This is a genomic window from Burkholderia cepacia ATCC 25416 (genome assembly GCF_001411495.1).
In the GTDB taxonomy this organism is placed as follows: Bacteria; Pseudomonadota; Gammaproteobacteria; order Burkholderiales; family Burkholderiaceae; genus Burkholderia; species Burkholderia cepacia.
The window spans coordinates 2,512,536-2,537,993 of the sequence record NZ_CP012982.1 but is presented as its reverse complement, the minus strand read 5'-3'; the positions used below and the strand labels follow the sequence as shown (position 1 = coordinate 2,537,993).

Annotated in this window: 26 protein-coding genes; 14 read left to right on the top strand and 12 right to left on the bottom strand. The window is 67.0% G+C overall.

Translation table 11 applies throughout. The features are described from left to right. Nucleotides 1–38 precede the first annotated feature (38 nt). The 3 genes from APZ15_RS28555 (at nt 39) to APZ15_RS28545 (ending at nt 2,870) form a co-directional block, all read left to right on the top strand. The gene (locus tag APZ15_RS28555) at nt 39–1,517 is read left to right on the top strand and encodes an aminotransferase-like domain-containing protein (protein ID WP_027789545.1); all 1,479 of its coding nucleotides are present in this window, start codon (nt 39–41) and stop codon (nt 1,515–1,517) included. 178 nt (nt 1,518–1,695) lie between these two features. Continuing rightward, nucleotides 1,696–2,397 (top strand): M35 family metalloendopeptidase, encoded by a 702-nt coding sequence (locus tag APZ15_RS28550; RefSeq protein WP_049097291.1) that lies wholly within the window; start codon nt 1,696–1,698, stop codon nt 2,395–2,397. Beyond that, nucleotides 2,391–2,870 carry an OmpA family protein gene (locus APZ15_RS28545; RefSeq protein WP_049097292.1) on the top strand — a complete coding sequence of 160 codons (480 nt, stop codon included), beginning with the start codon at nt 2,391–2,393 and terminating at the stop codon, nt 2,868–2,870. Before APZ15_RS28550 ends, APZ15_RS28545 begins: the two co-directional genes overlap by 7 nt. A gap of 85 nt (nt 2,871–2,955) precedes the next feature. On the opposite strand, the gene APZ15_RS28540 is transcribed toward APZ15_RS28545, so the two are convergent. Beyond that, entirely contained in the window at nt 2,956–4,389 is a 1,434-nt protein-coding gene (locus APZ15_RS28540) for a nicotinate phosphoribosyltransferase (protein WP_027789548.1), read from the bottom strand. A 74-nt stretch (nt 4,390–4,463) separates the two neighbouring features. Continuing rightward, a complete protein-coding gene (locus APZ15_RS28535; RefSeq protein ID WP_027789549.1) occupies nt 4,464–5,504 on the bottom strand; it encodes a bifunctional nicotinamide-nucleotide adenylyltransferase/Nudix hydroxylase in 1,041 nt (346 codons plus the stop codon). Nucleotides 5,505–5,685: 181 nt separating this feature from the next. On the opposite strand from APZ15_RS28535, the gene APZ15_RS28530 reads away from it, so the two are divergent. The 3 genes from APZ15_RS28530 (at nt 5,686) to APZ15_RS28520 (ending at nt 8,148) form a co-directional block, all read left to right on the top strand. Next, on the top strand, nt 5,686–6,138 hold the full coding sequence (locus APZ15_RS28530; protein ID WP_027789550.1) for a type II toxin-antitoxin system RatA family toxin: 453 nt from the start codon (nt 5,686–5,688) through the stop codon (nt 6,136–6,138). 212 nt (nt 6,139–6,350) lie between these two features. Further along, the gene (locus tag APZ15_RS28525; protein ID WP_027789551.1) at nt 6,351–7,238 is read left to right on the top strand and encodes a DUF4261 domain-containing protein; all 888 of its coding nucleotides are present in this window, start codon (nt 6,351–6,353) and stop codon (nt 7,236–7,238) included. Nucleotides 7,239–7,359: 121 nt separating this feature from the next. Further along, nucleotides 7,360–8,148: a lysozyme inhibitor LprI family protein gene (locus tag APZ15_RS28520; protein ID WP_027789552.1), complete on the top strand. Its 789-nt coding sequence runs from the start codon at nt 7,360–7,362 to the stop codon at nt 8,146–8,148. 173 nt (nt 8,149–8,321) lie between these two features. On the opposite strand, the gene APZ15_RS28515 is transcribed toward APZ15_RS28520, so the two are convergent. Genes APZ15_RS28515 through APZ15_RS28495 form a run of 6 tightly spaced genes read right to left on the bottom strand, consistent with a single transcriptional unit; the run spans nt 8,322 to nt 12,242 of the window. Continuing rightward, complete coding sequence (locus APZ15_RS28515; RefSeq protein ID WP_027789553.1) at nt 8,322–8,708, bottom strand: hypothetical protein; 387 nt, start codon at nt 8,706–8,708, stop codon at nt 8,322–8,324. Between the two features lie 26 nt (nt 8,709–8,734). Beyond that, the gene (gene speD, locus APZ15_RS28510; RefSeq protein WP_027789554.1) at nt 8,735–9,118 is read right to left on the bottom strand and encodes an adenosylmethionine decarboxylase; all 384 of its coding nucleotides are present in this window, start codon (nt 9,116–9,118) and stop codon (nt 8,735–8,737) included. Further along, entirely contained in the window at nt 9,115–9,264 is a 150-nt protein-coding gene (locus APZ15_RS41300) for a hypothetical protein (protein ID WP_153489189.1), read from the bottom strand. The genes speD and APZ15_RS41300 overlap by 4 nt, the downstream gene beginning before the upstream one ends. Then, complete coding sequence (locus APZ15_RS28505) at nt 9,261–10,778, bottom strand: DUF4178 domain-containing protein (protein ID WP_027789555.1); 1,518 nt, start codon at nt 10,776–10,778, stop codon at nt 9,261–9,263. Before APZ15_RS28505 ends, APZ15_RS41300 begins: the two co-directional genes overlap by 4 nt. Nucleotides 10,779–10,787: 9 nt before the next feature. Further along, nucleotides 10,788–11,828, bottom strand: coding sequence for an SPFH domain-containing protein (locus APZ15_RS28500; RefSeq protein ID WP_027789556.1), 1,041 nt, complete (start codon nt 11,826–11,828; stop codon nt 10,788–10,790). Nucleotides 11,829–11,855: 27 nt separating this feature from the next. Beyond that, nucleotides 11,856–12,242, bottom strand: a complete 387-nt coding sequence (locus APZ15_RS28495; protein WP_027789557.1) for a DUF350 domain-containing protein — start codon at nt 12,240–12,242, stop codon at nt 11,856–11,858. A 121-nt stretch (nt 12,243–12,363) separates the two neighbouring features. On the opposite strand from APZ15_RS28495, the gene APZ15_RS28490 reads away from it, so the two are divergent. The 6 genes from APZ15_RS28490 (at nt 12,364) to APZ15_RS28465 (ending at nt 18,067) form a co-directional block, all read left to right on the top strand. Continuing rightward, a complete protein-coding gene (locus APZ15_RS28490; RefSeq protein WP_027789558.1) occupies nt 12,364–13,878 on the top strand; it encodes a polyamine aminopropyltransferase in 1,515 nt (504 codons plus the stop codon). Beyond that, the gene (locus APZ15_RS28485; RefSeq protein ID WP_027789559.1) at nt 13,878–15,497 is read left to right on the top strand and encodes an NAD(P)-binding protein; all 1,620 of its coding nucleotides are present in this window, start codon (nt 13,878–13,880) and stop codon (nt 15,495–15,497) included. Before APZ15_RS28490 ends, APZ15_RS28485 begins: the two co-directional genes overlap by 1 nt. A gap of 124 nt (nt 15,498–15,621) precedes the next feature. After that, nucleotides 15,622–16,386 carry an N-acetylmuramoyl-L-alanine amidase family protein gene (locus APZ15_RS28480; RefSeq protein WP_027789560.1) on the top strand — a complete coding sequence of 255 codons (765 nt, stop codon included), beginning with the start codon at nt 15,622–15,624 and terminating at the stop codon, nt 16,384–16,386. 54 nt (nt 16,387–16,440) lie between these two features. After that, nucleotides 16,441–16,830, top strand: a complete 390-nt coding sequence (locus APZ15_RS28475) for a lysozyme inhibitor LprI family protein (protein WP_021163471.1) — start codon at nt 16,441–16,443, stop codon at nt 16,828–16,830. A gap of 62 nt (nt 16,831–16,892) precedes the next feature. Beyond that, entirely contained in the window at nt 16,893–17,471 is a 579-nt protein-coding gene (locus tag APZ15_RS28470) for a hypothetical protein (protein ID WP_027789561.1), read from the top strand. 50 nt (nt 17,472–17,521) lie between these two features. Further along, nucleotides 17,522–18,067: a GNAT family N-acetyltransferase gene (locus APZ15_RS28465; RefSeq protein WP_027789562.1), complete on the top strand. Its 546-nt coding sequence runs from the start codon at nt 17,522–17,524 to the stop codon at nt 18,065–18,067. On the opposite strand, the gene APZ15_RS28460 is transcribed toward APZ15_RS28465, so the two are convergent. Further along, nucleotides 18,047–18,982 carry a LysR family transcriptional regulator gene (locus APZ15_RS28460; protein ID WP_027789563.1) on the bottom strand — a complete coding sequence of 312 codons (936 nt, stop codon included), beginning with the start codon at nt 18,980–18,982 and terminating at the stop codon, nt 18,047–18,049. The genes APZ15_RS28465 and APZ15_RS28460 overlap by 21 nt on opposite strands. A 149-nt stretch (nt 18,983–19,131) precedes the next feature. Here APZ15_RS28460 and APZ15_RS28455 point away from each other — a divergent pair, with 149 nt between their 5' ends. Continuing rightward, nucleotides 19,132–20,310 (top strand): FAD-dependent oxidoreductase, encoded by a 1,179-nt coding sequence (locus APZ15_RS28455; protein WP_027789564.1) that lies wholly within the window; start codon nt 19,132–19,134, stop codon nt 20,308–20,310. A gap of 23 nt (nt 20,311–20,333) precedes the next feature. Here the strand turns inward: APZ15_RS28455 and APZ15_RS28450 are convergent, their stop codons facing one another. The 3 genes from APZ15_RS28450 to APZ15_RS28440 all read right to left on the bottom strand — a co-directional run bounded on the left by APZ15_RS28450 (nt 20,334) and on the right by APZ15_RS28440 (nt 23,696). Further along, entirely contained in the window at nt 20,334–21,680 is a 1,347-nt protein-coding gene (locus tag APZ15_RS28450) for a glutamine synthetase family protein (RefSeq protein ID WP_027789565.1), read from the bottom strand. Nucleotides 21,681–21,831: 151 nt separating this feature from the next. Then, nucleotides 21,832–22,389, bottom strand: coding sequence for a helix-turn-helix domain-containing protein (locus tag APZ15_RS28445; protein WP_021163465.1), 558 nt, complete (start codon nt 22,387–22,389; stop codon nt 21,832–21,834). Nucleotides 22,390–22,406: 17 nt separating this feature from the next. Next, on the bottom strand, nt 22,407–23,696 hold the full coding sequence (locus APZ15_RS28440) for an NAD(P)/FAD-dependent oxidoreductase (protein WP_027789566.1): 1,290 nt from the start codon (nt 23,694–23,696) through the stop codon (nt 22,407–22,409). Nucleotides 23,697–24,129: 433 nt separating this feature from the next. On the opposite strand from APZ15_RS28440, the gene codB reads away from it, so the two are divergent. After that, nucleotides 24,130–25,425: a cytosine permease gene (gene codB / locus APZ15_RS28435; RefSeq protein ID WP_049097297.1), complete on the top strand. Its 1,296-nt coding sequence runs from the start codon at nt 24,130–24,132 to the stop codon at nt 25,423–25,425. The last annotated feature ends 33 nt before the right edge of the window (nt 25,426–25,458 follow it).

Below are 25,458 nucleotides of genomic sequence, written 5' to 3'. Positions count from 1 at the left end.
CTGTACTGGACAACCGTCCGTACAGTTCATTCTTCGCGATGAGCCATTCCGCCCCGCTTTCCGTTCCGCCCGCGCCGTCGCGCACGCGCGTGGAAACCGTGATGGACACCTTGCGCGCGCGGATCGCGAGCCGCGCGCTGATGCCCGGTGCGCGCGTACCGTCGATCCGGATGATGGCCGACGGGCTGGGCGTGTCGAAATCGACCGTCGTCGACGCATACGAGCGGCTCGCGAGCGAAGGCGTGCTCGTCGCGCGGCGCGGCTCGGGCTTCTACGTGTCGGGGCACGCGCCGCCGCTCGCGCTCGCCGATCTCGGCCCGCGTCTCGATCGCGAGCTCGATCCGCTGTGGCTGTCGCGCCAGTCGCTCGAGGCCGCGCCGACGACCGTGAAGCCCGGCTGCGGATGGCTGCCGCCGTCGTGGCTGCCGGACGAGAGCCTGCGCCGCGCGCTGCGCGCCGTGTCGCGCGACGAATCCGACGCGCTGACCGATTACGCGACGCCGCTCGGCCTGCCCGCGCTGCGCCAGCAGCTCGCCTGGCGGCTCGCGCAGCACGGCGTCCACGCGGAACCCGCACAGATCATGCTGACCGACGGCGGCACGCATGCGCTCGACCTCGTGTGCCGCCTGCTGCTGGAGCCTGGCGACACGGTCGTGCTCGACGATCCGTGCTACTTCAACTTCCAGGCGCTGCTGCGCGCGCATCGCGCGCGGATCGTCAGCGTGCCGTACACGCCGAACGGGCCCGATCTCGCGCGCTTCGAGCAGGTGCTGGCCGAGCACCGGCCGCGCCTGTACATCACCAACGCGGCACTGCACAACCCGACCGGCGCGACGCTCGCGCCGCCCGTCGCACACCGCCTGCTGACGCTCGCGGCCGAGCACGGCCTGCTGATCGTCGAGGACGACATCTTCGCGGATTTCGAGAGCACGCCCGCGCCGCGCCTCGCGGCCTTCGACGGGCTGTCGCGCGTCGTGTCGATCGGCAGCTTCTCGAAGACGCTGTCGGCCGCGGTCCGCTGCGGCTACGTCGCCGCGCGCCCGGAATGGATCGATGCGCTCGTCGACCTGAAGCTCGCGACGTCGTTCGGCCATGCGCAGATCGGCGCGAACGTCGTGCACCGGCTGCTCGTCGACGGCACGTACCGGCGCCATCTCGACAGCCTGCGCGCGCGTCTCGCGGATGCAATGGGCGAGACGATCCGGCGCCTCGCACGCGCGGGCCTCGGGATCTGGACGGAGCCGCGCGGCGGCCTGTTCGTGTGGGCGGAGTTGCCCGACGGGCTCGACGCCGCGCGTGTCGCACGCCATGCGCTCGATCACGATGTGGTGCTCGCGCCGGGCAACGTGTTCAGTGCGTCGCACGGCGCGACCTCGTTCATGCGCTTCAACGTGTCGCGCTGCAAGGGGCCGGCGGTGTTCGATGCGCTGGCGCGGGCGATGGAGGCGGTGCGGGCGGCGGAGCACACGGGTGCGCGGGACGATGCGGACGGGCGCGTGCTGACCGGCGAGCCGTGAGAACGGGCGGAAGCGCAAGCGGTAATCGAATGGTTCCGGCATCAGCGTTTTCCTTCACTTGCAGCGTCATCGTTCGCGCTCGCGGTAGATGAGTCGCAAAATCGTACTCATCCCATAGACGAGCGCGCTCCCGACAACCGATAGTTTTCCAACTTTTTTACCGGGATCTATCGAGCCAATGAACGGGATTCTGAATTCACACGATGCCGACGAAAACGAAGACGACGAATGGGTTTTCGTTGGAACCGCCTACACGAACACGACGCCAGGATCCGTTCATGTCGTCGACCTTGACCCGACACCGATCTGCGAGAACATGCCGAACAAGGCATTCCGGAAACTGATCGTGCGGTTGCGTGACGCGGCGATCTCGTTGATTCAGGATCGGATTCACGGTATTGCACATTGGGAGCAAAGAGAACAGGAACGCGTCCATACCTGGTTCGGGCGATCCGATGAGGAAATTCGACATCACCTACGGATCGGGTTGCCGAAGCTTCTGCGCGTCATGCAGGAATTAAAACCGGAAAATGTCATCCGCTGGGACGAGCAGAAACAGCGAAACATCACGTGTACCGTGTTTCCCGACAACGGAATCACCGATGCCGCCGTATGCAAACCCGATTCAGACAAGCGAATCATCGCAATCTATCCGCACTTCTGCACGCTTCCCGACGCTCGACTCTCTTCCAATTGCAAGTTGAAGGTCTTGATTCACGAGTGCACGCACTACGTCGATACCTTCGACTCGAATGACGAAATCTACGGATTCGGGACCGGCCTGAAATACTGGGCGCGGGATCATCGGGATCTGGCAATCAATAACGCCGACAGCCTCGCTTGCTATATTTCGTTCTTTGACGACAGGGTCTTGTGGTGAGGTCTCTCGCGCATCTGACGAGCATCGCGCTCGGGTTATGCCTGGCGTTTTCGCCGCCGCTCGCGGCATGTACCGTTTCCGAAGACATGCTGGACAGTGTCGCGCTCAACTCTTCCGCCATTCCGAATGAGGATCGAGTCAAGATAGCGGACATGGTTATCCGTGCCCGTCAGTGGCCTGATGCGGACATTCGCGGCATCATCTCTGCCGGCGCGTATATCGGTGAAAAGGACCCACAAGTGCTTGCGCTGCGTCGAGCGGCCAATCTGAGGGAATACCTCGTCCAGCTCGGCGTCAAGGACGAGAACATCTGGACAGACACGCACATGATCTCGAAACCGTATCCGAAAGACAGCGCCGGCTACGAGGGTTATCTTCAGATCGGACTGACCCTGGTTCCGCTGTGCACGGACGGATGTCGGCATCTTTGCGACGATCCTCGCATCACGCCGACATCCAGAGCCATTCGTTGATAACGATCTTCTTTCGACGAAGCCGCCATCGAACATCGCAGGTGGCGGGGTGACGCGAACGCCGCGCGTCACTCCTCCGCCTACCTCACACCTCCCCTGCGTGCGCCCTCGCCCGCACCTCGGCAAACGACGTATCGACGAGCAGCCGCCCCGTATCGAACACCGTCTCGAGCGCCTCTTCCCACTCGCCTTCCAGCATCCGGTCGTCCCACGCAACCGGTAGCGTCGTCGTCCGATACTCGCCGGTTCGATCATTGCGCAGCAGCGTGAGCCGCCCTTTCTTCGAGCGCTTGCCCTGATCGGTGACCGGATCCTTGCGAACGTCGTGCCACTCCCCGCCGCGCCGGATCGCCGAGCACTTCATCGCAAAGCGCTGTGTATCGCGGTTCACCTGTTGCAGCAGCGCGCCGCCCATGCCGAACACCACATTGCCGGCCGCGTAACCCGCGTCGTCGAGCGCGGAAAGGATCGCTTCGATCGACAGCTCGTCGACACCATCGCCCTGGATCACGCGCACGCGGTTCAGCACGCGCCGCCCCTTGCCGTTCACGGTCGAGCCGAACGACGCGTCCAGCGCACGCACGGTCTGCAGCACGATCTTCACGGGGTCGCCCGAATCGGGACGCACGACCAGCGTCGCGCCCGAATCGAGCACGGCCTGCCGAAGCTCGCCGCCCCACAGGTCGAGTGCGGCGAACAGATCGTAGGAGTCCGACACGACCGACACGATCGCGCCGGGAAAGCCGAAGCGCGCAATCATGTTCCGGTACGCGTCGGCCTCGCCTTCGCGCCCCCACGACGTGATCGTGCTGTGCTCCGCCGCCGGCACCGAGTACGCGGCCATCGGCTCGCGATAGAAGCGGTTCGCGGCCAGCACGCCGAGCACCGTGTCCGAGCCCATGAAGTTCACGAGGTGCGCCGCGCCGCCGATCGCGGCCGACTCCGCGCTCGACACGCCGCGCGCGCCGAAGTCGTGCAGCTTGAACGGCAGTTGCGCGAGGTCGTCGTCGGTCTTTTCGAGGAAGCGGCGGATCGTCTGCCGCAGGTGCCAGCTGCGCGTCGCGACCGTCACCGGATACCAGACGCGCAGCAGCATCGTCTCGAGATACGACGCGAGCCAGAACACCTGCGGGTCGTCGCATTCGACCGTCATCAGCACGTTGTGCACCGGCACGACCGAACCCTCCGGCACCGCCCGGATCTTCACCGGCAGATAACCGTCGTAGCGTTCGACGATATAACGCCAGCCTGCTTCGTTGAAGGGTTCGCCGTGCACCGTGAAGAAATCGCGCGCCTCGTCGATCATCGCGTGCGTGATCGGCTTGCACAGATATTCCTTCAGCAACATCTGCAGTCCGAAGAACACCGTGCGGTCGTAGCGGCCGCCACGCGATTCGACGTACGAGAACATCGCCTGCGCGTCGGGCGGATATTGCAGGAAGTGGGAAGCCTTGTACGAATCCGTGTTGAGGATCGGATTGGCAAGAACCGCGGCAAAGCCGCCGAGATCGTTTTGCATGGCTAGAGCTCCTCTAGGCCGTTGAAGTGCCGCCGCGTCTGTCGCGGCGGACCGGAATGCGGGGAATCAGCGGATCACAGCTTCCCCAGGAAGTGGTACGCGATGTCGAAGTGATCCTCGAACATCACGTTGCGCATCTGCGCGAATTCGTTCAGCGGCACCCAGCGCGCCTTGTCGGCGTCGTCGCTGCCCTTCACGCGCGGCAGCTCGCCGGTCGGGAAATTGAACAGGCACGCGTGCGTGATCGTGCGGCCGCGCAACGAGCGCGTCGGGTGATCGAACACCTGGCGATCCTTGATCGAGCCGCGCAGCACGGGCTCCGGCAGCTTCAGGCCGGTCTCCTCGCGCAGCTCGCGGATGCAGGCCGCGTCGAGCCGCTCGTCCTGGTTCACGAACCCGCCCGGCAGCGCCCACAGGCCGCGGCCGGGTTCGCTGCGGCGGCGCACCAGCAGGATATGGCCCGAGTGCACGACCACCGCGTCGACCGTCACGAACGTGACCGGATACGGGGCGGCCGCCCACGCCTTGCGATACGCGGCGATGAATTCGGCTTCCGACTTCAGCTGCGCGAATTCCGGCTGCGTGCGGAAACGCTCGAGCCAGCCGAACACGGGTTCCGGCACGGCCCACTGCACGAAGCTGTTGGTACGTTCGGCGAAATACTGGTCGCGGATCTCGGTGGCGGAAATGTCTTCCGTCGCGTCGACGTCGACGAGCTCCCATTGCGGGAACATCCGCAGGTAATACGATGTGGCGTCCTTCTCGTGACCGATCAGCCCGACCTTGCGCTGCGCGACGTCGCCGAGCGCGGACGCGACGGCGTCCTGCACCCAGCGCACCCAGTCGCCGTCGTTGTAGGTCGAATCCTGCAACGGCGCGATCGTCACGCGGTCGCGCTCGGACGCGTCGAGCAGCGAAGCCAGCATCTGGCGGCGCTCGTCGAACGAGAACGGATCCTTGATGGTGCGGGGCTTGTCGGTCGACCCGATCAGCACGCACACGCGCTCGGCCCGACTCAGTGCCGACTTCAGCACGTTCAGGTGACCACGATGCGGAGGCTGGAAACGACCAATGAAAACGAGCGCGTCGAAGCGCCGGTTCTGTTGCGTACTCATGAGGCTCCCTCAAGAGATTGAAACGCTTCGGGTCTTTCCCGAAGGGTTGGTGTGAATCCTAGGGGAAATCCCGGAGGGCGTCAATCGAGCCCTTGCTCGACTTGACGAAGTATGAAGAAATGCTCCGAATCGGCGGGTTACACTCGGTTCCATCCCAATCCGCGCCATTGCACCCGCCATCATGAGGATCTCAGTCAGCCGGACCGTCGGCGTCGATCGCAGGCGCCTCTTCACGTGGTCGCAGGATTACGCGCGGCGGCTCGTGTGGGACAGCTTCCTCACCGATGCCTATCTGCTCGACGGCATGACGGCCGACGTCGGCGTCGATGCGTTCTGCCGCAGCCAGTCGGGCGCGACGATGGTGTCGCGCTACATCTCGTACCGTCCGCCGCAGGTCGCGGCCGTCGAAATGGTCGACGGCCCGAAAGTGCTCGAACGCTTCAGCGGCAGCTGGAACTTCACCGAGCACACGCCCGGCACGACCGAGGTGAAATTCACGTACCACTTCCGCGCCCAGCCGGCCTGGCTGCGCTGGCTGCTCGAACCGCTGATCGGCGCGTTCTATCTCGTGCAGACGCGCCGGCGTCTCGATTCGTTCAAGCGCTGGGCCGAAGCGGAAGCGCTGCCGCACTGACCGGCGAGCGCGGGCCGCACGGCCCGGCGCGTCTGCCCCCCGCCTGCCGAACGCATTCGAACGCGCCGTCGCCTCACCGCCACGCGTTCGCCGCGCATTTGCCAGATTCGCCGAACCCGTGGAAACTACGGGCGGCCGTCACCCTGACGGCGCGCCCCGACCGAGAGAACGGGGCCCCCTCCCTGAAACGGCTTCGACACGAACATAATCCGATGAGCCTGATATCCCGATTCTTTGGCCGCAAGGAAGTACCCGAAAACCCCGTCGCGCTGGCCGCGGCACCCGACGTCGAGAATCCGCTGAGCGTGGCGGTCGTCTTCGACGGCCCGCTGCAGGTCGATATCGCCGCACTGACGGCCGCACTGCGCGCGTACCACCCGAGCATGAAGCAGGCGCGCGTCGAAACCGAGCCGACGCTCTCGCAGGTGTTCGGGCTCGCCGGCTGGGGCAACCACGTCGTCCGGCTCGTCGGCTTCGATGCGCCCTATCCGTCCGACGCGCTGGAAGCGTGCGTCGCGCCCGCCCACTACGGGCAGGACCTGAAACAGCAGGTGCGCGCGAGCCGCAGCCACGTGATCCTCTACTACGCGGGGCACGAAACGAATCCGCTCGACCAGTACGTCGCACTGGCGGCCGTCGCCGGCGCGCTGGCCGAACAGAACGGCCTCGCAGTGCTGAACGAGCACGCGCACACGTCGCTGCCCGCGGGCGTTTTCAACGCGAAGGAACTCGGCGACGAAAGCCTCGAAGTGCTGCGAAATATCCCGCTGAACCTGTTCTTCTGCGGCTTCGTGAAATACGAGGTCGAAGGCGTCCAGGGCGTATGGATGCGCACCTATGGCGCCGACGTGTTCGGCCTGCCGGATTTCGCCGCGCTCGCGGAAGGTCATCACGAAGGCGAGCGTTATTCGGGCATCTTCAACAGCGTGATGCATTACCTGCTGGAAAGCGGCGCCCGCATGCATGCGGGCGAAACGATGCAGGTCGGTGCGGAAACGTTCATGAAGCTGCGTGAGCCGCTCGAGCACGAGTACTACCTGCGGGGGCCCGCGCCGGTGCTGGTGGCCGAGCTGATCTCGGCGGACGAAATCAATCGCTGATTTCGCCTTGTCGTATCCCGCTGCATGGCGCACGGGTTCAACGCTTCGCGAACCGCGTGCGCCGTTGTGTCACCCGACGGCGGCATGACGGCCGCCGCTCGAACCCGTTGAGGAGTCGTCCGTGTTCGGCATCCGCCCTGGTCTCGCGCTGGCCGCCATCGGCCTCTCGTTGTCGGCCCATGCCGACGGCATCCAATGCGCACGTGCGACGACACGCACCGAGCACCTGATCTGCGCCGACAAGACGCTCGTCTCGGCCGACAGTGCGTTGTCGAACGCCTACTTCGACGCAGTCGGCATCGCCGCCGACCAGCAGGCCGTGATCCGGTCACAACGCGCGTGGCTCACGCAGCGCGATGCCTGCGCCGACGCCGCCTGCATCGCCACCGCGTACCGCGATCGCACGGCAGCGCTGAAGCAGGTGAAACACGCGGGCTGGAAGACCTACCACGACCCGGCGCTCGGCATCTCGTTCGAATACCTCGCGAACCGGCAGGTGAAAAAGCCGTGCCCGGAAGGCGGCAGCGACCATTGCATCGCGATCGTCGGCCGCAACATGACCTATAGCAGCAGGTTCATCTCGTTCGAGATCGTCGACGGCGCGCTGGAGCCGGTCGCGGAAAAGGAAGCGGGATTCGTGAAGCAGGATGACGGCAAATGGGTGACGTCGTACGGCCCCGGCATCCCGCAGGAAGTCGAGCGCATCTCCGGTCCCGGCTGGCACGGCATGAGCGCGACGATCATGTGCCGCATCAGCGATCCGAAAACCGGCTTTTACTCGGCAGCCGGCGAATGCTACTGGGCCGTGCTGAGCAACGGCAAGCGCTCGGCCGTCGCGGGGACGCAGGGCTTCGTCGGCACCGACGACGCGACGCTGCACAGTGTGTCGACGTTCCGGTTCGATCGTTAGCGGCCGGAGCGTCACGGTGTCCGGCCTCCCGCATACGACTCGCCGGGCAGCGATGCGTCATCTCGATGACGTCCCGGCGGCATGTCGCCAACGTCGGCCATGATGAAATCACCTTTTCCGCCCCGATTCGCGACGGCCGCGGCACCCGCCGCGCCGCCCGGATCATCTACGCACTAACGGGCGCCGTCGCGGCGCAACGGGAAAGTCTCCGCACCGGCGTCGCGGCGCAACGTCACCTCCATGCCGGTCAGCCATCCTGACGATTTCAGGATCGGGCGCGCCACCGCATACAACCGGTCGGCGCTGGCGCCGTACAGGTACAGATACCCGTCGTTGCCGTCGCGATGCAGCTCGGTCTCGCCCAGTTCGCCGGCCCCGGCCCGCTTCACCGCGCGATCCAGCCGTCGCTCCAGCGCACGAAGGCGCGCCGTATCCTTCTCGTCGTAATCGAAGTGCACCATCACGACCGGACTGGGCGCCTTCGGCTGCACATCGGCGGCAGCATGGCCGGCGAGCAGTGCCCAGCCGAGCAACGCGGAGAATCGGATGCTGTTTTGCATTTCGGCAACGAGAGTCGAACGACCGCTCACGTCGCCGCGCCGCCGCGCGCAACCTGCTGCCGGACTTGCGCCTGCGTGCCGAGCGCAGCGGCAATCGCATCGACCGCCTCGGCCGCACGCGCCGCACCGCACATGAACGCGTCGACGGCCGCGAAGCGATGCTCGGGCCACGTATGGATCGTGATGTGCGATTCGGCGAGCAGCACGACACCCGTCACACCGTGCTCGCCGCCGAAATGATGGAAATGCGCGCCGATCACGCGCGCGCCCGCCTGCCGCGCCGCTTCGGTGAGCAGCGTCTCGAGCCGTGCGGCGTCGCGCAGCAACGCCGCGTCGATGCCGGCCAGGTCGGCCAGCACGTGCGAACCGAACGTCTCGCGCGGCGGCGCGATCCCGTCGCGCGCGGTCATTTGTGCGACCCGTACGACGAGTAGCCGCTGCGGGCCGACGAACTGCCCCAGCCACCGCCGCCCGAACCGCTGCCGCCGATCGACGCGCAGCTGAACAGCGTGACGACGATCAGGCCGTAGACACCGTAGAGGATGTACCGGATCACGCGTTGCCCCCGTCCGACGCAAAACTCTTCCACAGCCATTCAGGCAGCCACAGCACCAGCAGGCCGACCAGCACGTAAACGGAGCGGCCGCTGAACGAGAACAGCGAGCCCATGTTCAGGATCGCGAGCAGCGCGCTGAACACGAGCGGCAGCGGCGCGAAACTGTGCGGGCCTTTCCGGCCGAACAGGCCGGTCGACGCGGTGGCACCCGTTGCCGCCGCGGCCGCGGCCGTCGCGAGCGCCGGCGTGCCGAAGCGTTCGGCGAGCGTGCTGCCCGACAGCGGCCGCGCGCGCGACCAGACGATCTCCGCATCGCTGCGCTCGCGCGTCAGCTTGTCCTTCTGCCAGCCATAGTCGATGATCGACGTGCGATCGCCGACCTGCACGCGCCAGTTGAACGCGCCGACCACATAGACGACCTCCGAGTCGTATTCCTCACGCAGGCGGTAGGTCTTGCCGCCGTCGGTCACGTCGGACTCGCTGCCGATCGTCGGCCACTGGTCGAGCACCTGCACACGCTCCCAGCGCCCTTCGCTCTGCACGAGCCACAGGAAACCGCGCTTCGGGTTCAGCAGCAGGTATTCGTCCCACGTCTCTTCGTCGCCCGGCACGCGGCAGCGCATCATCCCGATCACCGTGTACTTCACGCCGTCGAACGTGCCGATCGCGCCGAGCTCCAGCGCCCCCTTCACCGCTTCGAGCTTGCGCTGCGCCGCGAACACGGTCTGCTGCTCGGCCGTGCACTGCACGCCCGCATGGCAACTGCCGCACACGACGTAGTCGGCCACGTTCGGCGCATACGACAGCGGCGCGCCGCAGCTCGGGCACGCGAACGGCACCATCTCCGCACCGCGCTTCTCGCGCGTATCGTTGTCGGTATCGCGCAGCCCGGTGAACGCGAGCGCGTCGAACTCCAGCGCTTCGCCCGTATAGACGGCCGGACTCCCGCCGTTCGAATCGGCGTCGGAATAGTCGTATGTCGCGAATGCGTTGCCGGTCCGCAGGTCGACGACGCGCGCCTCCCAGCCGGCATCGACGCGGAACGGCAGCTCGCCGTCGCCGCCCGTGCAGCGCGCGGTACGCACGTCGGACACGAGAAACGCGCGGCCGCCGTGGTCGATCCGCATGCCCGGCTCCAGTGTGCCGAACGCGGGCCACGCGCCGCCGGACGCATCGTCGGGCTCGCGCACCGTCACCGCGTACTGGCCCGACGCATCCGACAGCCAGCCGAACGTGCCGTCGTCGAACACGACATACCATTCGCTCCACACGCCGGCGTCGTAGGTCATCTGGATGCGCCCGAGCACCGTGAACGTGCGCTTGCCGTAGCGCCCGGCCGTGCCGATCTGGATCGGCGACGCATCGTCGAGCACCGTGGCCAGTTCGCCGATCCGCTCGACGTCGGTCCCGCGCTTGAGCAGCGTGCTGCGGCAGAACGCGCAGACGGCCATCACCGCCGCCGCCGAGCGAAACTCGACCGGCGCGCCGCACTGGGGGCACGAGGTACTGAACATGCGCGACGCTTACCGGGTGAGCTTCGCGAGAATCTCGGCCTTCGCGCGCGAATATTCGTCTTCGGTCACGAGGCCCTTGTCGAACAGCGCCTTCAGCTGTTCGAGCCGCTGCACGTAGTCGGTGCCTTCCGCCGGCGCGGCCGCCACCGGCGCTGCAGTGGCCGCGGGCGGTGCGGCCGGCGCCGGTTGCGCGGCGCCCGCGATCTGTCCGGCCATCGCCTGCCCGATCGCCGCGCCCGCGGCGAGCCCCGCGCCGACGCCCGCGATGCCGCCCGGGTTCTGCGCGGCGAGCGGAATCGCCTGCGCGGTCTGGTATTGCGTGGCGCGCGCGAGATCGCCGGCCATCCGCGCGCCGATCCGCAGGTCGAGCGCCTTCTGCAGCTCGGCCGGCAGCGACACGCTCTCGACCGCGAACGCGTCGAGCGCGAGGCCGTAGCGCGTGAACACAGGCGCCAGCGCGTCGGCGACACGCTGCGACAACAGCGACTGGTTCGCGGCCATGTCGACGAACGGCACGTCGGCCGAGCCGAACGTCGTGCTCATCGCGGTCACGACGAGGTTGCGCAGTTGCTGTTCGACCTCGTCGACCGTGTACTGCGCGCGCGTGCCGCTGACCTCGCGATAGAACGCGGCCGCGTCGACGATCCGGTACGAGTAGATACCGAACGCGCGCACCTGCACGAAACCGAATTCGCGGTCGCGGATCGTCACCGGCTGCGCGGTACCCCAGCGGCGGCCGAGCTGCAGCCGCGTGCTGAAGAAATAGACGTCCGACTTGAAAGGCGACTGAAAGAGTTTGTCCCAGTTCTTCAGGTACGTGAGCACCGGCAGCGTATTCGTTTCCAGCGTGTACAGCCCCGGCTGGAACACGTCGGCCACCTTGCCTTCGTTGACGAAGATCGCGACCTGCGTTTCGCGCACGGTCAGCTTGCCGCCGTACTGGATTTCCTGGTCTTCCATCGGGTAGCGCCAGGCCAGCACGCCGTCGGTGTCTTCCGTCCATTGCAGGACGTCGATGAACTGCTTGCGGATAAACGATCCCAGACTCATGTCGGTCTCCTCGAAACGCGTGGCGCGTCAGGTCAGGCAGGCGGCATTGATGATGCCGACGACGAGCGACGCGGTGCCCATCAGGCCGCCCATCGCGACGTTGCGATCCTCGATCGCGTGATTCATGCCGGGCATCAGGCGCGTCAGCGCCGCATAGGTGATCAGCTGCACGACCATCGCGCCGACGGCCCAGATCACGACTTCGCCGAATGTGGAATTGTGCGCGATGCTGGACGCGAGCGTCAGGCAGAAGCCGATCAGCGCACCGCCGAACGACAGCGTCGCGGCCGCGTTGCCGTCGCGGATCAGCGCCAGTTCGTCGAACGGAGTGACCTTCAGGTACACTGCCGCGAACACAAGAAGCAGCACGAACGCCGACAGTAAATGAACCGCATAGAGATAGGCACTATTCATTCTTTCCCTCGGATTTTGTGCTCGGTTCGCCGCCCCGTCGCCGGCCGGCCCGCGCGGGGCCACCGGACAAAATTCCGCGCCAGTATATCCACATTGCCGAACACTGCACAACGGATGCGCCATGCTGCATAGGCGTGCGCTCGTCCTGTCGATTCTCGTGCTCGCGTCGTGCGGGCTCGGCTACGAACTGATCAGCAGCGCCTTGTCGAGCTACCTGCTCGGCGATTCGATCCTGCAGTTCTCGTCGGTGATCGGCAGCTACCTGTTCGCGATGGGGATCGGCTCGTGGCTCGCGAAGTTCGTCGAGGACGACGACGTGCTCGACCGCTTCGTCGATATCGAGTTGCTGGTCGGCCTGCTCGGCGGCGTGTCGGCCGCGCTGCTGTTCGCGGTGTTCGCCTGGCTCGCCGCGCCGTTCCGCGCGGCGCTTTACGCCCTGGTGCTCGCGCTCGGCCTGCTGATCGGGATGGAGATCCCGCTCGTGATGCGCGCGTTCCAGCAGCGTCGCCAGGCATTCCGCCATACCGTCAGCGAAGTGCTGACCTTCGACTATCTCGGCTCGCTCGCCGTGTCGCTGATCTTCCCGCTCGTGCTCGCGCCGCGCCTCGGCCTGCTGCGCACCAGCTTCCTGTTCGGGCTCCTGAACGCCTTCGTCGCGCTGTGGACGACGCACCTGTTCCGCGACGAGATCCGCAACGTGCGCGGCAAGCTGATGCGCGCGTCGCTCGTGATCGGGCTGCTCGTCGCCGGCTTCGTGCTGTCGGACCGCATCACGCACTGGGCCGAACACGGCGTGTACGGCGACGAGACGATCTATTCGGAAACGACACCGTACCAGCGCATCGTGCTCACGCAATGGCACGACGACATGCGGCTGTACCTGAACGGCAACCTGCAGTTCTCGTCGCGCGACGAGCATCGTTATCACGAGGCGCTGATCCACCCGACGATCGAGGCACTGCCGTGGGCGAAGCGCGTGCTCGTGCTCGGCGGCGGCGACGGGCTCGCGGTGCGTGAACTGCTGAAGCACCGCAACCTCGAACAGATCACGCTCGTCGATCTCGACCCCGCGATGACGAAGCTGTTCTCGACGTCCGCCCCGCTCGTCAAGCTGAACCAGGGCTCGCTGAAGGACCCGCGCGTGCACGTGATCAACGACGACGCGATACGCTGGCTCGAATCGAACGCCGACGTGTACGACGCGATCGTGGTCGACTTCCCCGACCCGACCAACTTCGGGCTCGGCCGGCTGTATTCGGTACCCGTGTTCCGGCTGCTCGCGCGCCACCTGTCGGAGAACGGCTATGCGGTGATCCAGTCGACGTCGCCGTATTTCGCGCCGCACGCGTACTGGACCATCATCGCGACGCTGCACGAAGCGGGGCTCAACACGTGGCCGTACCACTGCTACGTGCCGTCGTTCGGCGACTGGGGCTTCGTGATCGCCGGCAAGCGCCGCGATTTCACGGTCCCGACGCACTACTCGGTGCCCACCCGCTGGCTCGACGCGCAGACGGCCGCCGAGATGTTCCACTTCCCGGCCGACATGCCGTCGCTGCCGATGTCGCCGAACGAACTCAACGACCAGCCGCTCGTGCGCCGCTTCGACGACGACTGGAAGCACGTGCTGCGCTGATGGACCGCCGCACGTTCCTCGTCGCGTCGGCCGCCGCATCGCTCGCCGCCTGCGGGCGCACCGGCTGGATCGAGACGACGCCGCAGGTCGGCTACCCCGGCATGCGCGAAGGCCATGCGCTGCGCGACCATGCGACGCTGCCGCCGCCTTCCGGCACGATCGAAACCGACGTCGCGATCCTCGGCGCGGGTGCCGCCGGGCTGTCGTGCGCATGGCAGCTTGCGCGCGCAGGGCACACGCGCTTCACGGTGCTCGCGGGCCCCGAATTCGGCGGCAATGCCGCCGGCGGCCGCTTCGGCGATCTCGGTTATCCCAAGGGCGCGCACTACCTGCCGCTGCCGTCGCTCGAATCCGCGCACCTGCGCGACATGCTCGCCGATCTCGGTGTGATCGAATCCGCGCCGTTCTCCGCACGCCCTGTGTACGACGAACGCGCGCTCGTGCATGCGCCCGACGAACGGCTCTTCATCGCCGGCCAGTGGCAGGACGGCATCGTGCCGACCGCCGGCCTCGGCGCAGACGAACTCGCGCAACAGGCGAAGTTCTTCGCCTACACCGACGGGCTGCGCACCGCGCGCGGCGCCGACGGCCGCAAGGTGTTCTGCATCCCCATCGCCGAATCGTCGCGCGACCCGCGCTGGCGCGCGCTGGACCGGCGCTCGTTCCGCCAGTGGCTGCTCGACGAGGGCTACACGGCGAAGGCGTTGCACTGGTACCTGAACTACTGCTGCCGCGACGACTATGGCGCCGGGTACGAGCGCGTGTCCGCGTGGGCCGGCCTGCACTACTTCTCGTCGCGCGGCGGCCACGCGGGCGATGCGAGCGACGGCGCGGTGCTGACCTGGCCCGACGGGCTGCACACGATGGTGACGAAGCTGAGCGATTCGATCACCGCGCGCACCGGTTCCGGCGCGTGGTCGCGCGACGGCTTCGCGGTGCGCGCGACCGAACGCGCGGGCGGCGTCGACGTGCTGTGCGCGCGCGTCGGCAACGACGGTGCGCTGTCGACGTTCATGCTGAAGGCGCGGCGCGTCGTGAGCGCGATGCCGCTGTTCGTCGCGGCGCGCGTGTTTCCGCAGCTCGGCGCATACGGCTTCGACCCCGCGCGCGACCTGCCGCCGCGCGCGCCGTGGCTCGTGTCCAACTTCCTGCTCGACGGCATGCCGGCCGAGGAAGCGGGCGTGCCGCTCGCGTGGGACAACGTCGTGTACGACGGCGCGGCGCTCGGTTATGTCGTGTCGACGCACCAGCTGATCCGGATGTCGCCGCCGACGCGTTCGGTGTTCTCCGCCTATCAGGCGTTGAGTACGCAAACGCCGGACGACACGCGCCGCTGGCTTGCCCAGGCCAGGCCCGATGCGTTGCGCGAACAGGCGGCGATCGACCTGCAGGCCGTCTACGGACGCGAACTCTGGAAGCACGCGACGGCGCTCGAGATCACCGTGCGCGGTCATGCGATGGCGACGCCCGACGTCGGCTTCCTGAGCCGGCCGGGGCTGCTCGCGCTGCGCGAGGCCGACGGCCCCGTCGTGTTCGCGCATGCGGACCTGTCCGGGCTGTCGCTGTTCGAGGAAGCGTCGTACTGGGGCATGCTCGCCGCCCGGCGCGTGCTGGCCTGACCGCCGTCATCCGTCATTGCGGCGCCGCCGCCAGCCGCTATAATCGCGCGACATTCCGACTGCATTGAGCAGGCCGACGGTGCCGCGCCGTCCGACGCGCCGTATGCCCTCCTCGACAACAACAATGACGAACCGAACCATCCGACGCCTTCGCCCGTTCGTGCGCGCCGCCGCACGCGTGCTCGCCTGCACCGCGCTGCTCGGCGCGCCGCTGGCGCTGCATGCGGCCGACACCGCGGCCACCGCCGGCACCGCGCCCGCCTCCGGGCGCTACATCGTCGTCGACACCGGCCATACGCCCGCTCACCCGGGCTCCACCGGCGCAAGCGGCCGCGTCGAATACCTGTACAACCTCGACCTGTCCGCGGCGGTCGCCGAAAAACTCGCCGCGCATGGCGACCGCGTGCTGCGCACGTCGGCCGACGGCCGCGAGATCTCGCTCGACCAGCGCTCGACCCAGGCGCCCGACGCGAACCTGTTTGTGTCGATCCATCACGACTCGATGCAGCAGCAGTTCATCGACGCGGGCCGGCAGCGCGAATTCCGCGGCTTCTCGGTGTTCGTGTCGGAACGCAATCCGCACTATGCGGAAAGCCTGCGTTGCGCGAAGGTGATCGCCGAACGGCTGGTCGCGGCCGGCGAACGGCCGTCGCTGTATCACGCGCAGCCGATCCGCGGCGAGAACCGCCCGCTGATCGATCCGGCACTCGGCATTCACCGCTTCGACGATCTCGTCGTGCTGCGCACCGCGCCGATTCCGGCGGTGCTCGTCGAGGCCGGCGTGATCGTCAACCCGGACGAGGAAGCACGGCTTGCGCGTCGCGAAACGATCCAGAAGCTGTCCGCCGCGATCGCGGGCGGGATCGACGCGTGCACCGCACCTCAATAAACGATGCAATCGCCCATCGGGCCCAACGGTTTTCACCCAGTCAGGAGCATCACCATGAAAAAGAAGAATCTGCTCGCATCCTGCGCACTGCTCGCGCTTGCCGTTCCGTTCGCCGCGCACGCGGCCGGCTGCGGGAAGCCGCGCAGCGCGTTCGACCAGGTGTACTGCACCAGCACGCAGTTCTCTCAGTCCGATCGCGATCTGAACGACGAATACGGCCGCCTGCGCAAGCAACTGAGCGGCGACCAGCAGGCCGCGCTGAAGGCCGGCCAGCTCGCATGGCTGAAGCAACGCGATGCGCAGTGCAGCGAAACGCGCAACAACAGCTACCTCGTGGATATCCAGTGCGCGAACGACATGACGCAGTCGCGGCTGTCGTTCCTGCGCGAGCGTGAGCGCGAGTGCTCGAGCACGGGTTGCGTGACGTCCAGGCTCGGCGAGTAAGCTCGCCGGACGCGGTGTGCCGCCGTGCAGGTCGCGGCACGCCGCCTTCGAAAGACACGACGATGCGGCATGAATTCTCCGAAGTCCTCAACGACCTGATCGACTGTTTCCTCGTCGGCGATCTTCTGCTGCTGAAGCGCTACAAGGAAACACATCGGCTGCCGGACAACGTCGCGTCCGCGTTCACGACCGGCGACAGCGGCGACCACGCCGTGCTCGAAGGCGTCGTCATTCCGCTGGCCGGTATCGAGAACCATCCGTATACGGTCATCTTCACGCTGGACGACGACACGCCCGAACTGCTGAAGGCCGGAAGCCGCCTGCAGCATCGGCGCGGCGGATACGTGCTGCGCGTCGAACACCGTTCGGTGATGCTTTACACGTGGCGCATTCTCGAGCGCTTCAACAACGAATCGGTGAACGCGCTGCTTGCGCGTTATCGCGAACCGGGCCGGCCCGTGATCGACCTCGACAACGGCTGGTACGACGTCGAAATCCTCGGTGGCGAAGTGCCGCGCGACGGCTGGTACGAACCCGCGTTCGAGTTCGTGCTGAAGCGGACCGATACGCCCGGCGACGCGTCGCAAGTGGACCTCGGCTACCGTTTCGCGATCGACGGCAGCCTGGATCCGGCGGAATGAATCCCGCGCGCGGCAACGCGGCAAACGGCACACGATTCGACGAGGCACGCATGACACCGAACACGACGACGATCGACATCCGCACGGCCACCTCCGCCGACGCGCCGGCCATCGCCGGCATCCACGTCGCATCGTGGCAGGCGACCTACACGGACATCATGCCGGCGGCGTTCCTCGCCGGCCTGTCGGTCGAGAAGCGCACGGCCTCGTGGCGCTGTGCGTTCGACGCCGGGCGGCCGCACGTCGCACTCGCGGTGTCGGTCGCAGACAACACGCCGGCAGGCTGGATCGCCTATGGTCCGACACGCGACACCGACAAGGATCGTGCGTGGGGAGAAATCGAGGCGATCTATCTGCATCCGTCGTATTGCGGCCAGGGGATCGGCGCGGCACTGGTCGACCATGCATGCCGGTCGTTGCACGAGCTGGGCCATGCGTGGGTATCGCTGTGGGTCTTGCTCAAGAACCGTCGGGCCAGGGCGTTCTACGAACGCGAAGGCTTCGTCGCCGAAGACGACATCAAGACGTTCGAGATCGACGGGACGCCGATCGAGGAGGTGCGTTACTGGCGCGCGTTACCGAAGCGATCGTGTTGACGGTTTCGCCTCCTCCACCGCCAACCGCGCCTGCATCATCTGCAGCAACTCGCGAATCTTCGCGTTGACCGAATTCCGGCTCGCATAAGCGGCAAGCAGTTCCAGCGGCGCTGGCGCCATCTCCAGCGGCACGCGTACCAGCCGCCCCTCGGCCAGCTCGACCGCGCACGCGCGCTCGACGAGAATCGCGAAGCCGATTCCGTTCACCGCGGCCAACCCAGCCATCTCGCCGCTGTTGACGCGATACCGGCTCGCGACGGAAATCTTGTGAATCCTCCCGTCGCCGTCGGCGAACTGCCACGGCTGCCCTTTCAGCGTGCTCAACGTCGTGATGCACGGCAGTTGCCCGAGCTGTTCCGTCCGGGTCGGCAACCCGACCCGCGCGACGAGCGACGGCGCAGCCACGACGACGCTCGGCAAACTCACGAGCGGCCTGACGACGAATGCGCTGTCGTCCAGCCTCCCGCGATTGACGATGATCGACAGGTCGATATCGTCGCGCAGCGTCGACACGCCGGCGAGGCTCGTATCGCAGTCGATTTCGACGCGCGGGTGACGGCTCGCGAATTCCGCGACGATCGGCCCGAGCATGCGCGGCCCGATTTCGCCGGGCACGCAGAGCTTCAGCACGCCGCGCAGCTCCGTCTGCTGCGACGTCAGTTCGGATTCGGCCTGCGTCAGCGCGTCGAGCATCGGTCGCGCGCGCTCGTGCAGCAAACGCCCGGCCTCGGTCATGCGCAGGTGCCGCGTACTGCGCTCGAGCAGGCGCACGCCGAGCCTCGACTCCAGTTGCGCCACATGACGGCTCACGTTGGAACCCGGCATCTCGAGCACGCGCGCGGCGCCGGCGAAGCTGCCTTCGTCGACGACTGCCACGAACACACGCACCGCATTCAGATCCAGCTTGCTCCGCATCATTAGCCCATTTCAGGTATCAAAGCGTGCCGATTTTCACGGCTTATCCCGCTGGAGACCATAATTTACGATGCTCATCCCGTCAATGCGACGCCGATGCGCAACTCCGCGCCCCGGCGAGCACGCGTACGACACAAGGAAGGAGCACGATGGAAATCGCCATTCTGGGCGCCGGCGTTGCCGGCATGAGCACCGCACTCGCACTCGCCGGGCGCGGCCACCGGATCCGGTTGTACGAACGCCGGCCGTCGGAATCGACGATGGGCGCGGGCGTCGTGCTGTGGCCGAACGCCGGCTTCGTGCTCGAGCAACTCGGCCTGCTGCCGGACATCGTCGAGGTTGGCGGCCACCTGCACGCGATGCGGCGCATCGACCGGCACGGCACCGCGCTCAAGGCTACCGATATCCGCGAACTCGACCGCCGCATGGGTTTCCCGACGTATTCGATCCTGCGGCGCGACCTGCAGGCCGTGCTGGCACGGCACCTCGCCGCGCGCGGCATCGACGTCTGCTTCGGCCACGGGGCGACGGCCATCGAAACCGGAACGGACGGCCGCGCCGTCGTTCGCTTCGACAACGGAACGACGATCGCCCCCGATCTCGTGATCGGCGCCGACGGCCGCATGAACTCCGTCGCGCGACACTACGTGGTCGGTCACAACGCGCCCGTCTACCAGGGATTCGTCAACTGGATCGGTATCGCGCAAAGTGATGTGCCGCTGGTCGACGAGGTGTCGGTATTCGACTATTGGGGCGTGCGCGAGCGCTTCGGCATCGTCGCGCTGGACCGGCATCGGATGTATTGGGCGGCGGCATGGCCCGAAGCCGATCCGGGCGACGCGACGGAAAGCGATCCGGCGGCGATGCTGGAACGGCGCTTCGCTGCGTGGCCGGCACCCGTCGCGAACGCGATACGTGCGACACCGTCGGACGCGATCACGAAGATCCGCGTGCACGACCTCGATCCGGTCGACGTGTGGCATCGCGGCAACGTGCTGATGATCGGCGATGCCGCTCACGCCCCGCTACCGACGTCCGGACAAGGCGCTTGCCAGGCGCTCGAGGACGCGTGGCATCTCGCCCGTTGTCTCGACGAGCACGGAGCAGGCAACGACAGCGACCTCGATGCGGCGCTCTCGTCTTTCACGCTGCGGCGCCGCCCGAAAACAGCGGCGATCACCGGGCGTGCACGCGATTTCGCGCACCTGCTGTTCGGCGACGGCGTGGTCGAAAGCGCTCGACACCAGATCGATCCGGTCGCGGAAATCGAGGCCCTGACAAACGCGTGGGGCGCGCACCTGCCGATGGAGCAGATGCGCGGACGATAAGACGCGCGCGCGGCAGCGTCCGCTCACAAGAACCACCGATACTCCCGCGCGCCGATTTCATTGCGAAAATCCAGCTCCTCCTGCCGCTTGTTCTCGCAATACACCATCACGAACTCGCTGCCGAGCCCTTCGCGCACGGCCGGATGATCCTGCATCGCCGCGACGGCCGACAGCATCTCCTTCGGGAAATCGATCCCGCTGCCGCGATCCTCGTTGAGCGGCGCGATCGGCTCGATCCGTGCATCGAGCCCATGCTCCATCCCGGTGAGAATCGCGGCGAGCACCAGATACGGGTTCGCGTCCGCGCTCGCGAGCCGGTGCTCGATCCGCAGGTTGCGCGCATCCGACTCGGGAATCCGGATGCACGCATCGCGATCCTCGAAGCCCCAGCTCGCACGGCTCGCCGCATTCACCATCGATCCGTAGCGCCGGAACGCGTTGTGATTCGGCGCGAACACGGGCATGCAGTGCGGCAGCACCGCGAGGCATCCGGCCACCGCGTGCCGCAGCGGCCGCTGCCCGTCCGCCGCGAGCAGGTTGCGCCCTGTATCGTCGTAGAGGCTCACGTGCACGTGCATCCCGCTGCCCGGCGCATGCAGGTACGGCTTGCCCATGAAGCTCGCGCGATAGCCGTGCTTCAACGCGACGCCGCGCGTGCTGCGGCAGAACAGCGCCGACCAGTCGGCCGCGCGCAACGCATCGTCGGTGTGGCCGAAATTGATCTCGAACTGGCCGGGACCGAGTTCGGCCGTGATCACCGTCGCGTCGACACCCTGCTCGCACGCGGCCTCGACCATCTCGTGCAGCACGTCGGAGAAGCGCGACAGGCGCTCGATATGCATGTTCGGCTGATCGTCGCGATCGTCGCTCAGGCGGTCGCGCGGATATTGCGGCATCCCTTCCGCGAGCTGCGCGGCGAACAGGTAGAACTCGAGCTCGAATGCGACGACCGGCCGGATGCCGCGCGCCGCGAAACGCCGCAGCACGCGCGCGAGCACCTCGCGCGGCTCGAACTCGATCGGCGAATCAGTGCCGTCGGAGCTGATCAGCATTTGCGCGAGCGGCTGCCGCTCCCAGCGCACGGGCTTCAGCGTGCCGGGAATCAGCCGGCGCGGCGCGTCCGGGTCGCCGTCGTTGAAGCAGTAGTCGCCGATCTTGTAGAGGCCGCCCTGCGTGCCGAGCAGCACGCAATTCTGCGGCAGCTTCAGCAACGAGCCCGACGCGACCTTTTCGAGCGCGTCGATCGGGTAGCGCTTGCCGTAGAAATGCCCGGGCAGGTCGAGGCAGATCAGGTCGACATAACGGATCTCGGGGTGCGCCTGCCGGAATGCGCGGACTTCACCGACCAGCGCGGGAACGACGTCAGCCATGTCTCATCCTTTCCATGTCTTGTATGGCGGTGCCGCAGCGCGGCGAACCGGATTCACGCGCATGCATCACGTCGCATGCATCATCTCGATCAGTACTGCAAACAGGCTGCCTGGCGGGGCGGCCCGTCATGCCGCCCGCCCCGCCGACCACTCAGGTGAATACCCAGATCACGCGCGTCGGCGCGTCGGTCAGGTTGGCATAACGGAAGCGCTTGTGCGCGGGAAGCTGGAATGCGTCGTTCGGGCCGAGCGTGACAGGTGTGTCGTCGCCGTCGATCCAGATCGTCAGTTCTCCTTCGAGCACGAAACCGCCCTGCTCGTCGCTGTCGTCGACGGGCCGCTCGCCGCTGCTCGCGCCCGGCGCGAGATGGCTTTCGAGGATCGAGAAACGCGAGCGCATGTTCGGCGACACGAGGATGTCGGTAATGCCGGCCGCGTAATACACGGTGCGCCGCTCGTCGGGCCGCGTGACCCACGGCACGCTGCGCGGCTTGCTCAGGCTGTAGAAATAAGTGGTCGGCACGCCGAGCGCCTCGCCGATCGCGGTGAGATCCGCGACCGTCGGGCGCGACAGCCCGCGCTCGACCTGCGACAGAAAGCCGACCGAGCGGCCGATCCGTTCCGCGAGATCGTTGAGCGTGACCTTGCGATGCTTGCGCAGGTCGCGGATCAGGATCGCCAGGCTTTCTATCTCTTCCTGTTCGTTCATGGTGGGTTCCGGTGCAGTCAAACGGTATCGCGCAGACGGTACCAGGCCTTGCCGACCGCTTCCAGCGGCGCGGCGAGCCGGTCGCCGCCGGGGAAGCGCGGGTTGCGGATGCGCTGGTACTGCGCAAGCAGGCGTTCGTCGCCGAGCACGGCGTCGGCCACCGCGCGCGCGCCCGCGAGCGTCGGCAGCACGCCGTGCCCCGAGAAGCCCTGCAGCCAGAAACGCTGCCCGAGGCGGCCGATGTCCGGCGTGCGGCGCATGCTGATGTCGATATGGCCGCCCCACGCGTAATCGAGCGGCACGCCGGCCAGCTGCGGAAACACGCGTTCGAGGTGCGGGCGCGTGGCCGCCGCGATATCGGCCGGAATGCCGCCGAGATACGTGCAGCCGCCGCCGAACAGCAGCCGGTTGTCGGGGCTCAGCCGGAAATAGTCGGGCACGAACTGGTTGTCGATCACGCAGCTGTTCCGCGGCAGCAGCGAACGCGCGACGTCGGGCGCGAGCGGCGCGGTCGCGACCTGGTACGTGCCGACCGGCAGCAACCGGCGCGCGAGGTCGCGATCGAGCCGGTCGACATACGCGTTGCAGGCCAGCACGAGGACGTCCGCGCGTACTTCACCGCGCGCCGTGCGGACCACGTGGCCCCCGGCCGTTTCGCGGCAGTCGAGCACGCGGCTCTGCTCGAAGATGCGGCCGCCCGCGCGCTCGATCGTCCGGACGAGGCCGAGCGCGAGCTTCAGCGGGTTCAGGTGGCCGGCCTCTGGATCGTAGAGCGCCGCGAGATAGCGCGTGCCGCCGATCCATTCGGGCATGTCGGCCCGCTCGATCACGCGCAGCCGGTCGTAGCCCCAGCGCTCGGCCGCTTCGTCGCGGGCCTGCGCGAGCATCGCGACGCGACGCGGCCGCACCGCCGCCCACAGGCTGCCGGGCCGATAGTCGATGTCGAAACCATGCCGCCCGGGCAGTTCCCGCACCTCGGTCGCGGCCCAGCGCATGCTGTCCCACAGCAGGCGCGCGCCGTCGCGGCCGAGCGAATCCTCGAGCGGCTGCATGTCGCACGACCAGCCGAGCAGCGCCTGCCCGCCGTTGCGGCCCGACGCGGCCCACGCGACGCGGCTCGCTTCGAGCATGACGACCCGCTTGCCGGCGAGCGCAAGGCGCAGCGCCGTATGCAGCCCGCTGAACCCCGCGCCGACGACGAGCACGTCGGCGTCGATGCGCTCGTCCAGTTCCGGACGATGCGGGATCGGCTCCGGATACGTACCGGCGTAGTAGCTTGCGACGTGACGGTCGGACTGCACGAACATGCGGACTCCCGTGAAATTCTTGCCGAGAAATTTCATGAAAAACTAGCATGACAATTTCACGGGAGCAAGCGGGAGGGAAAATCGCCGATTGGTCTGACGAATCGAGGCCACGTTCTTTCGTGGTCGAATCCAGCGATTCGTCGGGATCGGGGCCTCGATCCGATCGATGCGCGGGTCACGTCAATCCCGGATAAACCGGTTCCCGCAGTCACAACGCCCCCAGCGCCCCCGGGCGATCAACCGCGGCACGCTTTCCCGGCAGCCGCATCGCGACCGCCGCGCGCACGCCAAATTTTTACGCTTGTAAAAATTTTGGCCAGAGAGAATGACGCGCTGAAAACAGAAACAGGAACAGAAACAGCCCGTCCGCTGCCCATGCACGGGCCTCCGCAACCGCCTTCAGCCCACAACCCGATCGCTCACGGAAGACGAGATGCCCACGAACCAGGATGCACGCCCGACAACCGGGTCGAACCACGGGGAATTCGCGCTGAGCGAAGTCCCGCTCGAGAAACGCACCGGCTTTCTATCGATCACGATGGTGCTGCTGAGCTTCACGTTCTTCACCGGGACGATGTTCGCCGGCGGCAAGATCGGCGTCGCCTTCGATGTCGTCAGCATGATCCAGATCGCCGTGATCGGTAACCTGCTGCTCGCCGTCTACGCGGCGTCGCTTGCGCTGATCGCCGCGCGCAGCGGCCTGAATGCGGTGCTGATGGGGCGCTTCTGCTTCGGCGAAGTCGGCAGCAAGCTGTCCGATTTCCTGCTCGGCTTCGCGGAACTCGGCTGGTACGCGTGGGGCACCGCGACGGTCGCCATCGTGCTGGTCAAGCTGCTGGGCTGGCCCGCGTCGGTGACCACGCCGTTGATGATCCTGTTCGGCTTCGGATTCTCGATCACGGCCATCATCGGCTATCGCGGCATGGACGTGCTGTCGCGCGTGTCCGTGCCGTTGATGTTCGTGCTGCTGATGACGTCGATGTGGATCGCCACCCGCGATATCGGCGGGTGGGCCGGCCTCAAGCACGTCGTGCCGACGCATCCGATGCAGTTCTCGGCCGCGGTGACGATGGTCATCGGCACCTTCGCGAGCGGCGCCACGCAGGCGACCAACTGGACGCGCCTCGCCCGCAGCGCGCGCAGCGCCGTGTCCGCCAGCATGATCGGGTTCTTCGCGGGCAACGGCCTGATGATCGTCGCGGGCGCGTACTGCGCGATCGTCTATCAGCAGGCCGACATCGTCGAGGTGATGATGCTGCAGGGCCTGTCGATCGCGGCGGTCGTGATGCTGTGCCTGAATCTCTGGACCATCCAGGGGCCGACGATGTACAACGTGGCCGCCGCCGGCTGCCACCTGCTGCGCACCGAACGGCGCCGCACGCTCGTCCTCGTGGGGGCGGCGATCGGCATCGTGCTCGCGGTCGGCGGGATGTACGAGCTGCTGATTCCGTTCCTCGTGCTGCTCGGCTCGATCATTCCGCCCGTCGGCGGCGTGATCATGGCGGACTACTGGTACCGCCATCGCGGCGCCTACCCGTCGCTTGCGACCGCCCGCCTGCCGCGCTTCAACCTGGTCGGCCTGGCCGCCTATGCGATCGGTGCGATACTCGCCTACACCTCGCTGTGGATCGCGCCGATCGTCGGCATCGCGGCGTCCGCCGCCGCGTACATCGTGCTGCTGCAGGTTGCCCGCGCGTTCTCGCGCGAGCCGTCCGTCCAGGGCGAATGATTCCGCTGCGCGCCCTTCCGGCCCCACTCGAAC